The 14,196-nt window shown below is 65.2% G+C and carries 14 protein-coding genes and 1 tRNA gene; 9 read left to right on the top strand and 6 right to left on the bottom strand.

The window, feature by feature from the left end; all coding sequences use genetic code 11:
* Positions 1–211 precede the first annotated feature (211 nt).
* From ACIBI6_RS22605 to ACIBI6_RS22580, 6 genes are all read left to right on the top strand, one after another.
* The gene (locus tag ACIBI6_RS22605) at positions 212–514 is read left to right on the top strand and encodes an SDR family NAD(P)-dependent oxidoreductase (RefSeq protein ID WP_396957588.1); all 303 of its coding nucleotides are present in this window, start codon (positions 212–214) and stop codon (positions 512–514) included.
* A complete protein-coding gene (locus tag ACIBI6_RS22600) occupies positions 511–1,206 on the top strand; it encodes a hypothetical protein (protein WP_396957587.1) in 696 nt (231 codons plus the stop codon). The genes ACIBI6_RS22605 and ACIBI6_RS22600 overlap by 4 nt, the downstream gene beginning before the upstream one ends.
* A gap of 14 nt (positions 1,207–1,220) precedes the next feature.
* Entirely contained in the window at positions 1,221–2,621 is a 1,401-nt protein-coding gene (locus ACIBI6_RS22595; protein WP_364355074.1) for a metallophosphoesterase, read from the top strand.
* A 113-nt stretch (positions 2,622–2,734) separates the two neighbouring features.
* Positions 2,735–3,754: an iron ABC transporter substrate-binding protein gene (locus ACIBI6_RS22590; RefSeq protein WP_396957585.1), complete on the top strand. Its 1,020-nt coding sequence runs from the start codon at positions 2,735–2,737 to the stop codon at positions 3,752–3,754.
* 2 nt (positions 3,755–3,756) lie between these two features.
* Complete coding sequence (locus tag ACIBI6_RS22585; RefSeq protein WP_364355080.1) at positions 3,757–5,310, top strand: iron ABC transporter permease; 1,554 nt, start codon at positions 3,757–3,759, stop codon at positions 5,308–5,310.
* On the top strand, positions 5,307–6,356 hold the full coding sequence (locus ACIBI6_RS22580) for an ABC transporter ATP-binding protein (RefSeq protein ID WP_364355083.1): 1,050 nt from the start codon (positions 5,307–5,309) through the stop codon (positions 6,354–6,356). The genes ACIBI6_RS22585 and ACIBI6_RS22580 overlap by 4 nt, the downstream gene beginning before the upstream one ends.
* Before the next feature lie 102 nt (positions 6,357–6,458).
* Here ACIBI6_RS22580 and ACIBI6_RS22575 read toward each other — a convergent pair.
* Positions 6,459–6,533 (bottom strand) — tRNA-Cys (locus ACIBI6_RS22575).
* A 53-nt stretch (positions 6,534–6,586) separates the two neighbouring features.
* Here ACIBI6_RS22575 and ACIBI6_RS22570 point away from each other — a divergent pair.
* The 3 genes from ACIBI6_RS22570 (at position 6,587) to ACIBI6_RS22560 (ending at position 8,437) form a co-directional block, all read left to right on the top strand.
* Positions 6,587–6,730: a hypothetical protein gene (locus tag ACIBI6_RS22570; protein ID WP_396957583.1), complete on the top strand. Its 144-nt coding sequence runs from the start codon at positions 6,587–6,589 to the stop codon at positions 6,728–6,730.
* A complete protein-coding gene (locus ACIBI6_RS22565) occupies positions 6,702–7,250 on the top strand; it encodes a MarR family transcriptional regulator (protein ID WP_364355086.1) in 549 nt (182 codons plus the stop codon). The genes ACIBI6_RS22570 and ACIBI6_RS22565 overlap by 29 nt, the downstream gene beginning before the upstream one ends.
* Positions 7,251–7,369: 119 nt before the next feature.
* Positions 7,370–8,437 carry an Hsp70 family protein gene (locus ACIBI6_RS22560; RefSeq protein WP_396957581.1) on the top strand — a complete coding sequence of 356 codons (1,068 nt, stop codon included), beginning with the start codon at positions 7,370–7,372 and terminating at the stop codon, positions 8,435–8,437.
* Positions 8,438–8,573: 136 nt separating this feature from the next.
* Here the strand turns inward: ACIBI6_RS22560 and ACIBI6_RS22555 are convergent, their stop codons facing one another.
* From ACIBI6_RS22555 to ACIBI6_RS22535, 5 genes are read right to left on the bottom strand one after another with little or no spacing between them, the layout of a single operon-like run.
* The gene (locus tag ACIBI6_RS22555) at positions 8,574–9,401 is read right to left on the bottom strand and encodes an enoyl-CoA hydratase (RefSeq protein WP_396957579.1); all 828 of its coding nucleotides are present in this window, start codon (positions 9,399–9,401) and stop codon (positions 8,574–8,576) included.
* A 2-nt stretch (positions 9,402–9,403) separates the two neighbouring features.
* Positions 9,404–10,300 carry a 3-hydroxyisobutyrate dehydrogenase gene (gene mmsB / locus ACIBI6_RS22550; protein ID WP_396957578.1) on the bottom strand — a complete coding sequence of 299 codons (897 nt, stop codon included), beginning with the start codon at positions 10,298–10,300 and terminating at the stop codon, positions 9,404–9,406.
* A complete protein-coding gene (locus ACIBI6_RS22545; RefSeq protein ID WP_364355098.1) occupies positions 10,297–11,373 on the bottom strand; it encodes an enoyl-CoA hydratase/isomerase family protein in 1,077 nt (358 codons plus the stop codon). Before ACIBI6_RS22545 ends, mmsB begins: the two co-directional genes overlap by 4 nt.
* Positions 11,370–12,509 carry an acyl-CoA dehydrogenase family protein gene (locus ACIBI6_RS22540; protein ID WP_396957576.1) on the bottom strand — a complete coding sequence of 380 codons (1,140 nt, stop codon included), beginning with the start codon at positions 12,507–12,509 and terminating at the stop codon, positions 11,370–11,372. Before ACIBI6_RS22540 ends, ACIBI6_RS22545 begins: the two co-directional genes overlap by 4 nt.
* 28 nt (positions 12,510–12,537) lie before the next feature.
* Complete coding sequence (locus tag ACIBI6_RS22535; protein ID WP_396957574.1) at positions 12,538–14,037, bottom strand: CoA-acylating methylmalonate-semialdehyde dehydrogenase; 1,500 nt, start codon at positions 14,035–14,037, stop codon at positions 12,538–12,540.
* Between the last annotated feature and the right edge of the window lie 159 nt (positions 14,038–14,196).

Below are 14,196 nucleotides of genomic sequence, written 5' to 3'. Positions count from 1 at the left end.
GTTCCCGCGACCGTAGCCCGTGGACAACCCCGCCATCAGGTCCCTGACCAGCGACGAACCGCATCAGATCTCAATCAGTGGCCGGAGCGTCCAGCACGGTGGGGCGGCCATTCCTTCGGAGCCACAACAGCTGCAAGCAAACATCAGCCACACCCCACCGCCCTGGGCATCCAGGGCACCAACCCCAGACACCTACAAACTTAGGACCACGATGACAACGATCGCGATCGTCGGCGCAGGCTCGGGACTCGGCATGGCCACCGGCCGCCGATTCGGACGCGAAGGATTCTCCGTCGCGTTGATCGCCCGCTCCCAGGACAAGCTCGACCGCCTCGCCGCCGAACTGGCCGACGACCGCATCCCGGCAGTTGGTTACGCGGCAGATGTCCAGAACCGGACCGCTCCCGCCACCTCCGTCGATCGGTGTTGGGCTGTCGCGATCGGTGTCCGGTCGGGTGGGGCGAGTTGCCGTAATCTCACACACAGATGGGGTGAGTGGGAGGACGGGACATGACATATCCGCCGGGTGGGCAACCGCCGTTCGGGGAGCAGCGGGGGCAGCCGCAGCAGCCGTATGGCTATCCGCAGCAGGGTGGGCCGGGGTATCCGCAGCAAGGGGGTTATCCGCCGGGTGCTCAGGGGTATGGACCGCAGCACGGGGGTTATCCGCAGCCGGGTGGTCAAGGGTATGGACCGCAGCAGGGGTATCCGCCGCCTGGTGGTTATCAACAGCCGGGGTATCCGCCGCCGAAGAAGCGCAGGACCGGGCTGATCATCGGCCTGTTGGTGCTGGTACTCGTCATTGCGGGTGCGGTCGCCGCGGGCGTGGTGCTGACCGTGCAGGGTAAGACGCCGCTGGCTTCGGACGATAAGAAGATCCAGGTGGCCATCCACGACTTTTACGACACGCTCGAGTCGCACGGTTTCGCCGCCGCGGCGGACAAGGCATGCGCGGCCGACCGTGCCGAATTCGATACGCTGACCGATGAGCAGAAGAAGGAATTCGATACTGCCAAAATCGAGGTCAACATCGACAAGATCGATGACATCGTCGTCACCGGTGACCGTGCGACGGCCCGGATCACCGGCAAACTCACGCTGACCGTCCCGGGAGAGACCCCGGATACCGATACGGGCACCACCGAGCACCTGCGCAAGGAAGACGGAAAGTGGAAGGTCTGCTCGGCGGAGTCGGGTAAGAACTGACGTAACCTCGTCGGATGAGCTGCTGCGGACCGTCGCGTCGGACCTTCCTCAGCGCCATCGGGTTGGCCGCGCTCGCGAGTCTCGCGGATCCGGGTTCGGTTCGCGCCCAAGCGGATCCGCTCTTCGCGACCGATCTGGAGGTCGTCACGGTCACCGATCGTTCGGTGATTCTCACCTGGACGACGGTGACCCCGGATCCGAGCGGTCGATTGCTGCCGGTCGACACGGACGCCGAAGTGCGGCTCGGTCCGGCCGATTCAGCGCTGGCCATTGTCCATGCCGATGACGAGCGCACCCCGTTCCACTATGCGGAGATCGATGGTCTCGAACCGGGCTGTGCCTACCGATTCGAGGCATGGTCGAACGGTGCCCGAGCCGTGCCCGCACTATCACTGACCACCCGATCCCCCGGAAGTCCGGAATCCACCGGCGAATTCACCACCCTGACACCGCCGCCCGGCCGCCCGCTGCGCACCCTCGCCCTCGCGAATGACGTGCACTACGGCGAAGAGGTCAGCGGCCTCGTCGTCGCCGACATGCCGCCGGGTTTCCGGCAGGAGCCGGGTCTGCCGTCCTATCCGGAGGTGATGCTGGCGGCCCTGCTCGATGATCTGCGCCGCCCCGACCGCGAGGCCGACATCCTGCTCATCGCGGGTGATCTGACCGCCGAGGCGAAGCCGGAGCAGACGCGCTCGGTTCGCAGACGCCTGGACTCCTGGGGCGCGCAGGGCAGCGACTACCTCGCTGTGCGCGGCAACCACGACCGTCCGCATGTCGGCTCGGAATACCAGGGCTGCATTCCGGCACCCGCGGATCATTACGATTGCTGGGCCGAGGAATTCGATCCGCGCCAGCAGTTGATCGAGCACGAGTTGGGCGGCCTGCGGCTGCTCGGCCTGGATACCAGTGAACTCGACGGTTCGGGCGGCAGCATCGAACGCCCGCAATTCGACCGGCTCGGTGAACTGCTTCGCGAAGATCCGGATCGTCCGACGCTGGTCTTCGGACATCACCCGGTGACGGTCGAAGCCGGACTGACCAATACCGCTGGACCAGGTTTCGTCCTCAATCGCCCCGACAGCATCGAACTCCAGACGCTCTACGAGCGCGCACCCGGGGTATTCCTGCAGCACAGCGGCCATACCCACCGCAACCGCCGCACCCGTCCCGACACCGGTGCCGCGGTGGAATTCCTGGAAGTCGCGGCGGTCAAGGAGTATCCGGGCGGCTACAGCCTGCTGCGCCTATACGAGGGTGGGTACATGATCAACTTCTACAAGACCCGCACCGCGGCCGCGCGTCGCTGGAGTGCGACCACCCGAGGCGAATACTTCGGCCTGCTGCCGGATTACACGCTCGGCACCTGCACCGACCGCAATCACGTTGTGCTGCGGGACTTCTCGGGCCTGTCCTGACCGGCCCGCCGTCGCAGCCGTACCGATACCATCGCCGCAGTTCGGACGCGGTATCTTGCTTAGGTAAGCCTCATCATATGAAGTGGAACCTTGCACGTCGGAAGGACTCGAACATGTCGATCAGATGGAAAGCGATTTCCGCAGCGCTGGCCGTCGCTGTCGCGGCGCTCGGCGTGACCGCCTGTTCGAATTCCTCGGACGACAAGAACGAGATCACCGTCTACAACGCCCAGCACGAATCCCTGACCAAGGAATGGGTGGACGCGTTCACCAAAGAGACCGGCATCAAGGTCACCCTGCGCCAGGGCGGTGACACCGCTCTGGGCAATCAGCTGGTCGCCGAGGGCGCGGCCTCCCCCGCGGATGTCTTCCTCACCGAGAACTCCCCCGCCATGGCGCTTGTCGAGAACGCCGGACTCTTCGCCGATGTCGATAAGGCGACGCTGGACCAGGTACCCGCGCCATTCCGTCCCTCCACCGGCAAGTGGACCGGAATCGCCGCCCGCTCAACGGTTTTCGTCTACAACAAGGACAAGATCGCGGGCGATCAGCTGCCCGCATCACTGCTCGATCTGGCGCAGCCGCAGTGGAAGGGACGCTGGGGCGCGGGCGTTTCCGGGGCGGACTTCCAGGCCATCGTGGCGGCCCTGCTGACGCTCGAGGGCGAGGACGCCACGAAGGCGTGGCTCAAGGGCATGAAGGACAACGCCACCGCATTCCCGAACAATGTCGCCACCATGAAGGCGGTCGACTCCGGTCAGCCCGACGGCGGGGTGATCTACCACTACTACTGGTACCGCGATCAGGCCAATACCAAGGAGAGCAGCAGCCACACCGGGCTGCACTACTTCAAGAAGCAGGATCCGGGCGCTTTCGTCTCGGTGTCCGGTGGCGGTGTGCTGAAGTCGAGCAAGAAGCAGGAGTCGGCGCAGAAGTTCCTGGCGTTCATCACCTCCAAGGCCGGGCAGGAGATCCTGCGCGACGGCACCTCGTTGGAGTACCCGGTCGCCAGTGATGTCGCGGCCAATCCGGCGCTGCCGTCGCTGGCCTCACTGCAGGCGCCGGCCGTCGACCCGAGCAAGCTCGATGCCAAGAAGGTGACGGCGCTGATGACCGAGGCGGGTCTGCTCTAGTCATGGCCCTCCGGACCGCTGTCGCCGCACCCCGGGTTGGAAGACCCGGGCTACTCGTCACGACCGTCGCGCTGCTATTGGTGGCTGCGACGTTCGTGCCGCTCGGCTACATCGTGTCCACGGTCTTCTCCACCGGCCTGCACGAGGCTGCCGAACTGGTGTTCCGGCCGAGAGTCGGTGACCTGCTGCGCAATACGGTCGGCCTGGTGATCGTCACCGTCCCGATCTGCGTGGTGCTCGGGGTCGGACTGGCCTGGGTGGTGGAGCGTACGAATGTGCCGGGCGCGGCGTGGTGGGGGCCGGTATTCGCGGCGCCACTCGCGGTGCCGGCGTTCGTGAACAGCTACGGCTGGGTCAGCGTTTTCCCGACCATGCACGGGCTGTGGGCGGGAGTGGTGATCTCCACAATGTCGTATTTCCCGCTGGTGTATCTGCCGGCGTCGGCCACACTGCGCCGCCTCGATCCGGCAGTGGAGGAATCGGCGCGGGCGCTGGGTTCCGGTCCGGTCGCGGTATTCACCCGAATCGTCTTGCCGCAGTTGCGATTGGCGATTCTCGGCGGCGGACTGCTCATTTCGCTGCATCTGCTCGCCGAATACGGCGCGTTCGTGATGATCCGGTTCGATACGTTCACGACCGCGATCTTCGAGCAGTACCAATCCAGCTTCGCCGGTCCGGCGGGCAGCATGTTGGCCGGTGTGCTGGTGCTGTGCTGTCTGGTGTTGCTCGCGGCCGAGGCGGGGGCGCGCGGTAAGGGGCGTTACGCCAGGATCGGCAGCGGTGCACCTCGGGCCGCTGCCCGGGTTGCGTTGGGGCCCAGCACGGTTCCGGTTCTGCTCGCATTGACCGCGGTGGTCGTGGGCTCGATCGGAGTGCCGCTGTGGACCATCGTGCGCTGGCTGCGCATCGGCGGTGCGCAGGTCTGGGATTTCACCGAAATCGGTACGGCCCTCGGGCAGACCATCGCGCTTGCGGCGATGGCCGCACTGCTCACCACGCTGTGCGCGTTCCCGGTGGCTTGGATCGCGGTGCGCTCGACCTCGGCATTCGCCCGAATGGTGGAGGGCGCCAACTACATTACGAGTTCCCTGCCCGGCATTGTGATCGCGCTGGCCATGGTGACGGTCACGATTCGGTGGGCGCCACCGCTGTATCAGACGGTGACCATGGTCGTGGCCGCATATGTGTTGATGTTTCTGCCGCGGGCGCTGGTCAGCGTGCGGGCCGGGCTGGCGCAGGTGCCGGTCGGACTGGAGGAGGTATCGCGCTCGCTCGGTCAGTCGGGGCCGGTCACCTTTCTGCGCGTCACGCTGCGGTTGACCGCCCCCGCCGCGGCCTCCGCCGGTGCACTGGTATTCGTTGCGGTCGCGACCGAATTGACCGCGACATTGCTGTTGGCGCCCAGCGGAACTCGCACACTAGCAATGCGATTCTGGTCGCTGTCGGGCGAACTGGACTATGCGGCGGCGGCACCCTATGCACTCATCATGATCGTCGCGGCGGTGCCGGTGACGTATCTGCTGTTCACCCAATCCAGGAAGGCGGCCGGGTTATGAGTCGGCTTGTCGTGGCGGATGTTTCGAAGACGTTCGGCTACCACCGGGTACTCGGCGGGATCAATCTCGAAGTGCCGAACGGCAGTTCGACCGCAGTGGTCGGCTCATCCGGATGCGGAAAGACCACACTATTGCGGGTGATCGCCGGCTTCGAGGCTCCGGACACGGGTTCGGTCGCCATCGGCACGGAAACCGTGACCCGCGACCGGTTTTCGGTGCCGCCGCAGCGGCGCAATGTCGGTTACGTCGCACAGGACGGTGCGCTGTTCCCACATTTGACCGTCGGCCAGAACATCGCCTACGGCCTGCGCAGCGGATTCTGCGGGCTACGACGCGGTCGGAATCGGGTGAACGAACTGCTGGAGATGGTCTCGCTCGATCCATCCTACGCCGACCGCCGCCCCCATCAGCTCTCCGGCGGCCAGCAGCAGCGCGTCGCGCTCGCACGCGCGCTCGCCCGCAAACCCAATGTGATGCTGCTGGACGAGCCGTTCAGCGCACTCGATGCCGGGTTGCGGGCCACCACCAGGCAGGCCGTTGCCGAGACGCTGCGTGCGGCGGGCATGACGAGCATCTTGGTCACCCACGACCAGGAGGAGGCGCTCTGCTTCGCCGAACAGGTCGCGGTCATGCGCGAGGGGGTATTCACCCAGGTCGGCGCGCCGGAAGAGGTCTACGCCGCGCCCACTGATCTGTTCACCGCCAAATTCCTCGGTGATTGTGTGCTACTCGATGCGGTGGTCGACGGCAATGTGGCCAAATGTGCGCTCGGCCGGGTACCGGTGCAGAAGTCCGCGCCGACCGGGTCGGCGACCATTATGTTCCGTCCGGAACAGCTTGTGGCGCAGGTGGTTTCGGGCAACGAACCGAGTAGCGGAATGGTGCGGGATGTCGAGTTCCGCGGGGCCGATGTGATGCTGACGATCGCGCTGGACGGCGATATCGATCCGGTGCGGGTGCGCCGTGCCAGCGTTGCGGCGCCGACCGCGGGCGAGCGTGTCCGCCTTGAAGTGCTCGGAAACGCCGTGGCCTTCGAAGCGGCCTGAACCACGGACACCCGGCCCGGCGGTGGCGTGTCACCGGGCCGGGCACCCATGGCTGGCCATTCGAGCGACCTGCGAGCAGTCGCCGGCGAAGGCACCCTCATTTGGAGCGAGCGGCGGGAATTGAACCCGCGTAAACGGCTTTGCAGACCGTTGCCTCAACCACTCAGCCACGCCCGCCTCGCCATGAATATTGCCGGGGCCGCATCGAAATGCCCACGGTTGCACTCAGTGTGATCCGAACCGATGATGCCCGAATCTCGACCACCCGTCCGGATGCGACCAATGCCGCGCTCACCGGCCGGGAGAAGATCCGCAGCGGCGGCCGAACGTGGAATGATCAAGACCATGTCGCGGCCACGTCCACTTCCGATTGATCCGATCGAGGAGGCCCATCGTCAATGGGTCGGCCACGGCTGGGGCGATTTCGCCGACGGAATGGCGACGGTGACCTCGCTGGTTCGCGCCCAGCAAATCATGATGGCTCGGGTGGACGAGGCTTTGAAACCGACCGGTCTGACGTTCTCTCGATATGAACTTCTCATGCTGCTTGCTTTCAGTAAGACGGGTGCACTGCCCATGGCGAAGGCCAGTGCGCGACTCCAGGTGCACCCGACCAGCGTGACGAATACCGTCGATCGACTCGAGGCCGCCGAGCTGGTCGAGCGGGTTCCGCACCCCAGCGATCGGCGGGCTACCCTGATCGAAATCACCCCTGCCGGAAGGGAATTGGTTGCTGAGGCAACCGAGGAACTCAACGCGAAAGTCTTCGCGATTCCCGGTCTTCCGCCGGATCGGCTGCATACTCTGCTGCAGTTGCTCGCGGAATTTCGCCATGCCGCAGGCGACTTCGCCACCGGCGAAGAACCGGCCCGATGGTCGGCACACGAGCAGTAACCAAACACCCGAACCGGTCGGTCTTTACACGGCCCGCACCACCGCGCGGTAACGGTCTGGCATCCAACTAGCGAATTCTCCGCCCCGTTGTCTTGGCAGCGGAGGCGAAAGGGTCCACCATGGATTCCATGGTGCTGGTCTTGGGGGTATCGGCGGGCGCTGGTGGCGCCCGCGCGATGCTGACGCATTCCGATCAGCCGCATCTCCCCCCGATTGATCGATGCCAGATACCGCGTCGGGCGGGTGGTGGGGTCGAGGAACCGGTCTTCGAGGCGATCTGCCAGATGCGCGCGGCCGCCGACCGGCGCGACGAGCTGATCACCGGAACCGCCGTGACCTGCCGCTGCCCGCTGCACGCCGACGCCATCCGCACAACCGCGGGCCGCACCCCGCTCGCCATCGTCGACGAACCGCTGGCTCAGCTGCGCTACCTGCGCTTCACCGGCCGTCTGCCCACCACCGGCTCGGTCATCCTCTACGACCTCGGCAGCTCGGGCCTGACCATCACCCACGCCGACTGCCGCACCGACACCATCCTGTCCAGCAAACGCAGCACCGTCCTCGGCGGCGACGGCTACGACGCACTGCTGCGCTGGCAATTGACCCGCGGCGGCGTACTCACCGACAAACTGACCAGCCGCAGGCACCGCGAAGAACTCAGCAGCGCCCGGGTAATCACCGCCATGGACGCCAACTCCGGCGGGCGTGCCGTGGTCACCCGCAGCGACCTCGCCGAACTGTGCGCCGCGGGCATCCACCACTCCGCCTCGTTCGTCCGCCAACTCATCGAGGAAACCGGCGTCCAACCGGAGGCCCTGGTCCTGCTCGGCGGCTGCACCCGCAATCCCGATATCCGCGAAGAATTGTCCGAAATGATCGAACTCCCGGTCATCTACGACGAGGAGCCCGAATACGTTTCGGCCCGCGGAGCGGTATTGCTCGCCGCGGAACGTCCCACCGGCGATGTACGCATGGCGCGATTACGCAGCGGAGCGCTCACCGCTTCATTGGTGCCGACCACCACCGGTCGCCGCAAACTCATTGCCGCCGTTGCGGTTACGCTCGCATTGGGTGCGACCATCGCAGGACTGCTCGCCATAGACCACAGTGCCGCTCAACCACCCGGTGGTGTCAACGCGCCGACCCCCATCGAAGTCGCGGGAATCCCGGCGACGTCCTTCAACTGAACCTGGTTGCGAGCGCGCTGGAGAACCGCCTCTGTCGCAATCGTTCCGGTGACGTGGCTGCCGCTGATCGAATACACCTGTGCCCGCCCGAGGTTCACTCGGCCGGGCACAGTGCTGTACGTCAGCGCTGGCAGCGCTAGCTGTTGGTGAACTTCGCCGGACGCTTCTCGACGAAGGCGCTCATACCTTCCTTCTGATCGTCGATTGCGAAGAGCGAGTGGAAGACTCGGCGTTCGAAGCGCAGGCCCTCGGCGAGGGTGGTTTCGAAGGAGCGGTCCACGGCTTCCTTGGCGATCATGGTGACCGGCAGCGACATCGAGGCGATGGTCTCGGCGACCTCGAGTGCGGTGTCGAGCAGTTCGGCGGCGGGCACGATGCGGGACACGAGACCGGCGCGCTCGGCCTCCTCGGCATCCATATTGCGGCCGGTGAGCACCAGATCCATGGCCTTGGCCTTGCCGACGGCGCGGGTCAGGCGCTGCGAGCCGCCGATGCCCGGAATGACGCCGAGCTTGATCTCCGGCTGACCGAATTTCGCGTTATCGGCGGCGAGCAGGATGTCGCAGATCATCGCCAGCTCACAACCACCACCCAGGGCGTAACCGGCGACGGCGGCAATGGTGGGCTTGCGGAACTGCGCCAGCCGGTCCCAGCGGGCGAAGTAGTCGTTCATGAACATGTCCATGTACGACTTGGGCTGCATCTCCTTGATATCGGCGCCGGCCGCGAAGGCCCGCTCCGAACCGGTGATGACAATGGCGCCGATCGCGTCATCGTGCTCGAGTTCGTCGAGCGCGGCAATAACATCGTCGAGGACCTGCGCGTTCAGCGCGTTCAGCGCCTTCGGACGGTTCAGCGTGATCCATCCGACCCGGCCCTTGCGCTCCAGCAGAATCGTCTCGAAGTCGGGCCCTCCCGTAGCCCGACCACCACCCCCCACGGAATCGCTGCGCGATGCATCCATCCTTAGGCACCTTCTCGATCGGAACGGTTACGGATATCGGTGACGATAGCGGAGAAGTCCTTCCCCGCCTGCGACTGGTTGAACCGGGTGTAGATCTCGGCGGCGAGCAGGCCGAGTTTGCCGTCGACGTCGTTATCGCGCAGGGCGTTCGCGGCCAGGCCGAGGTCCTTGGTCATCAATGCCGTGGCGAAACCGGGCTGGTAGTCGTTGTTGGCCGGACTGGTCGGGACCGGACCGGGGACCGGACAGTAGCTGGTCAGCGCCCAACTCTGGCCGGATGCGGTGGACACCACATCGAAGAACGATTGGTGGCTCAAACCCAGTTTCTCGCCGAGCACCAGCGCCTCGGACAGGCCGATCATCGAAATGCCGAGCAGCATGTTGTTGCAGATCTTCGCGGCCTGGCCGACGCCGGAGCCGCCGCAGTGCACAACCTTGCCGCCCATTACCTGGAGCACGTCGAGCGCATCGGCGAAGTCGGCCTCGGTGCCGCCGACCATGAAGGTCAGCGTGCCCGCGGCGGCACCCGCGACACCACCGGAGACCGGAGCGTCCAATGCTCGATGGCCCGCGTCGACGGCACGAACCGCGGCCGCCTTGGCGTCGGCGACATCGATGGTGGAGCAGTCGATGAACAGGGTGCCCGGATTCGCGGCGGGAAGCAGGTCGGCGTAGACGTCGAGGACGAGCTTGCCATTGGGCAGCATGGTGATCACGACATCGCGATTCGCTGCGGCCGCAGCAGCCGAATCCACAACGGTGGCACCGTCTTTGCGTGCCTGCTCCTGTGCGGCGGGGACCGGATCGAAGGCGAGCACGTCATATCCGGCCGCGACCAGATTCGCGGCCATCGGCCCGCCCATATGGCCGAGGCCGAGGAAACCGATCTTCTTCGTCACTTGCCTACCTCCAAACCCAGTTCCTTATCGCCCAATTCGACGAAGTACGCCTCGACCTGTTCGGCGGTGACATCGGCGAGCGTCGCCGGTGACCATCGCGGGTTACGGTCCTTATCGATCACCTGCGCACGGATGCCTTCGACCAGATCGTGCGAGGCCAACGCGGCGATGGACACCCGGTACTCCTCGTCCAGCACCGCCTCTAGGCTCTTCGCGGCACGGGCGGCGCGCAGCGAACGCAACGTCACCTTCAGTGCTACAGGTGATTTCGCGAGCAGTTCGGTCGCGGCCTTGGCGGCCTCCGGCGAGCCGTGCGTCCGCAGTCGATCGACGACCTCCTCGACGGTGTCGGCGCTGTAGCAGGCATCGATCCAGTCCTGCTGGGCCGCCAGGTCGGATTCCGGTGCGTCCGTCGCGAATTTGGCGATGGCGATCTCGGCGGTCTCGGTCCGCAGCGTTTCCAGCAGCGCCGGAATATGTTCCGAGGCCACGTAGTAATCGGCGAAACCCGCGGCGATGGCGTCACCGGCGCTCATCCGCGCGGTGGTCAGTGCGACGTGCGTGCCGATTTCACCCGGCGTGCGGGCGAGCAGGTAGGTGCCACCGACATCCGGAATGAAGCCGATGCCGACCTCCGGCATACCGATCTTGGAGCGCTCGGTGACGATCCGGTGGCTGCCGTGGCCGGAAAGACCGACGCCGCCGCCCATCACGATGCCGTCCATGACCACCACATACGGCTTCGGGTAGCGGCCGATCAGGGCGTTGAGGATGTACTCGTCGCGCCAGAAGAGGCCGGTGGCCGAATCCGCGTTGGCGGCACCGGCAGAGTGCTCATCCAATGCGGCTGCGTCACGGTGGATGGCGACAATATCGCCGCCCGCGCAGAGCCCGCGCTCCCCCGCGCCGGTGACGACGACGGTGCGCACCTCGTCGTCATCGGCCCACACCTGCAGGGCGGCGGAAATGGCGAGGGCCATCGGATGATTCAGGGCATTGATGGCCTTGGGCCGGTTCAGCGTGATCAGACCGAGTCCGTCGCGCTTATCGATGAGAACTTCGGATTCGGTCATGCTGCTCCTACCACCGAGCGGGCGACGACCACCCGCATGATTTCGTTGGTGCCCTCCAGGATCTGGTGCACCCGCAGGTCGCGGACGATCTTTTCCACGCCGTATTCGGCCAGGTATCCGTACCCGCCATGCATCTGCAGCGCCGTATTCGCGACCTCGAATCCGGCGTCGGTCGTGAAGCGCTTTGCCATGGCGCACAATTCGACCTTGTCATCGGCATCCGCATCCAGTGCCGCCGCAGCCCGCCACAGCAGGGTCCGCGCCGCCTCCAGTGCGGTACGCATATCCGCGAGCTGAAATTGCAATGCCGGGTTGTCCAGCAGTCGGGTGTTGAATGCCTTGCGCTGGGCCAGGTACGCGACGGATTTTTCGAGCGCCGCCTGGCCGCCGCCCAGTGAGCAGGCGGCGATATTGAGTCGACCGCCGTTGAGTCCGTTCATGGCAATGCGGAAGCCGTTGCCCTCGACGCCGAGCATATTGGCGGCGGGAACCCTGGCGTTGTCGAGAATCACCTGACGAGTGGGCTGGGCATTCCAACCCATCTTCTTCTCGTTGGCGCCGAAGGAAATTCCCGGGGTATCGGCCGGAACGATGAACGCCGAAATCCCACGAGCACCCGCATCGCCGGTGCGCGCCATGATGACGTACACATCGGCGCTACCCGCACCCGAGATGAATTGCTTCACACCGGTGAGCAAGTAGTCGTCACCGTCGCGAACGGCCTTGGTGCTCAAGGCCGCAGCATCCGATCCGACACCCGGTTCGGTGAGCGCGTAGCTGCCGAGCCATTCCATCGAGGTCAGCCGGGGCAGCCAGCGGTTGCGCTGCTCGGCATTGCCGTAGTTGTCGATCATCCACGAAACCATGTTGTGGATGGAGATATACGCCGCGATGGCCGGGCACCCGGTGGCCAGTTGTTCGAAGATGCGCACGGCATCGAGCCTGCGCAGTCCGGAGCCCCCGACATCCTCGCCTATATAGATGCCACCCATGCCGAGCGAACCCGCCTTGCGCAGCACATCCACTGGAAAGTGCTTCTGCTCATCCCATTCCAGGGCGTTCGGAGCGAGGTATTCGTCGGCGAAGTCGCGCGCCATTTCGGTAATGGCGCGCTCGTCGTCATTCAGTGCGAACACGATCGTCGACCTCCCGTCCGTGGGCTGTTCAGTCCATCGTCGGAATGACGAAGTGGTTGCTGTCCTTCAGCCCGGATGGCCAGCGCTGGGTAACGGTCTTGGTCTTGGTGTAGAAGCGAATCGAATCCGGACCGTGCTGGTTCAGATCGCCGAATCCGGAGCGCTTCCAACCGCCGAAGGTGTGGTAGGCGATCGGCACCGGAATCGGCACATTGATGCCGACCATGCCGACCTGTACGCGGGCGGCGAAATCCCGTGCGGTATCGCCGTCGCGGGTGAAGATCGCGACACCGTTGCCGTACTCGTGCTCGTTGGGCAGGGCCAGCGCTTCGTCGTAATCCTTGGCCCGCACGATCGCAAGCACCGGGCCGAAGATCTCTTCCTTGTAGATCCGCATTTCCGGCGTGACATTGTCGAAAAGCGTTGCACCGGTGAAGTACCCGCCTTCGCCGCCATCGACCGCGAGCCCACGGCCGTCGATAACCAGCTCGGCCCCCTCATCGTGGCCGATCTGGACGTAATTCTCGACCCGACCGAGTGCGTCCTTGGTCACCAGCGGGCCGAAATCGGCACCGGCATCGTCGGAGCGTCCGACATTCAGCTTGGCAATCCGCTCGATCAGCTTCTCGCGCAGGCGATCCGCGGTTTCCTGACCGACCGGCACGGCGACCGAGATGGCCATACAGCGTTCACCCGCCGAGCCGTAGCCCGCGCCGATGAGCTGGTCGGCGACATCGTCGAGGTCGGCGTCCGGCATCACGATCGCGTGGTTCTTGGCGCCGCCGAAGCACTGTGCACGTTTGCCATTCGCGGTCGCGGTCTCGTAGATGTACTGCGCGATAGGGGTGGAACCGACGAAACCGACAGCCTTGACGGTCGGCGAATGCAGGATCGCGTCGACCGCTTCCTTATCACCATTGACCACATTGAATACGCCCGCGGGCAGACCCGCCTCCAGGAACAACTCCGCCAGGCGCAGCGGCACCGAAGGATCGCGTTCGGATGGCTTGAGTACGAAGGCATTTCCGCACGCCAGCGCCGGTCCGGCCTTCCACAGCGGGATCATGGCCGGGAAGTTGAAGGGGGTAATGCCTGCGACCACACCGAGCGGCTGACGCATGGAGTAGACGTCGATGCCGGTGCCCGCACTCTCGGTGTACTCGCCCTTGAGCAGATGGGGAATGCCCGCCGCGAATTCGATGACCTCGATACCGCGCTGGATATCACCCTTGGCATCGGGGATCGTTTTGCCGTGTTCGGCAGACAGCAGCGCCGCAAGGGAATCCATCTCGTCCTGCACGAGCGTCAGGAACTTCATCAGCACCCGCGCGCGCTTCTGCGGGTTGAACGCGGCCCACACCTGCTGCGCCTCTACCGCATTCGCGACAACGGCATCGACCTCGGCCTTACTCGCGAGCGGCACCCGCGCCTGCACCTGGCCGGTATTCGGATCGAAGACATCGGCGAAGTTGCCCGAGGTCCCGGCGACATGCTGTCCGCCGATGTAATGAGTGAGTTCGCGAACCATGCCAGTCCTGTTCTCGTGGGTGGACGCCGCGCATCGCGCGATTTACGGTCATCCTATAGTTGGATGTCCAACTAAATATAGACCTGCAAGCAGACTGTGACCCATCCCACTGGCAACTGCCGAGCAACCCGGACCCGCGCTGGCCACCGAAACCGGTTT

Source organism: Nocardia sp. NPDC050412 (genome assembly GCF_044458825.1).
Taxonomy (GTDB): domain Bacteria; phylum Actinomycetota; class Actinomycetes; order Mycobacteriales; family Mycobacteriaceae; genus Nocardia.
This window is presented reverse-complemented; position numbering and strand designations above follow the sequence as displayed.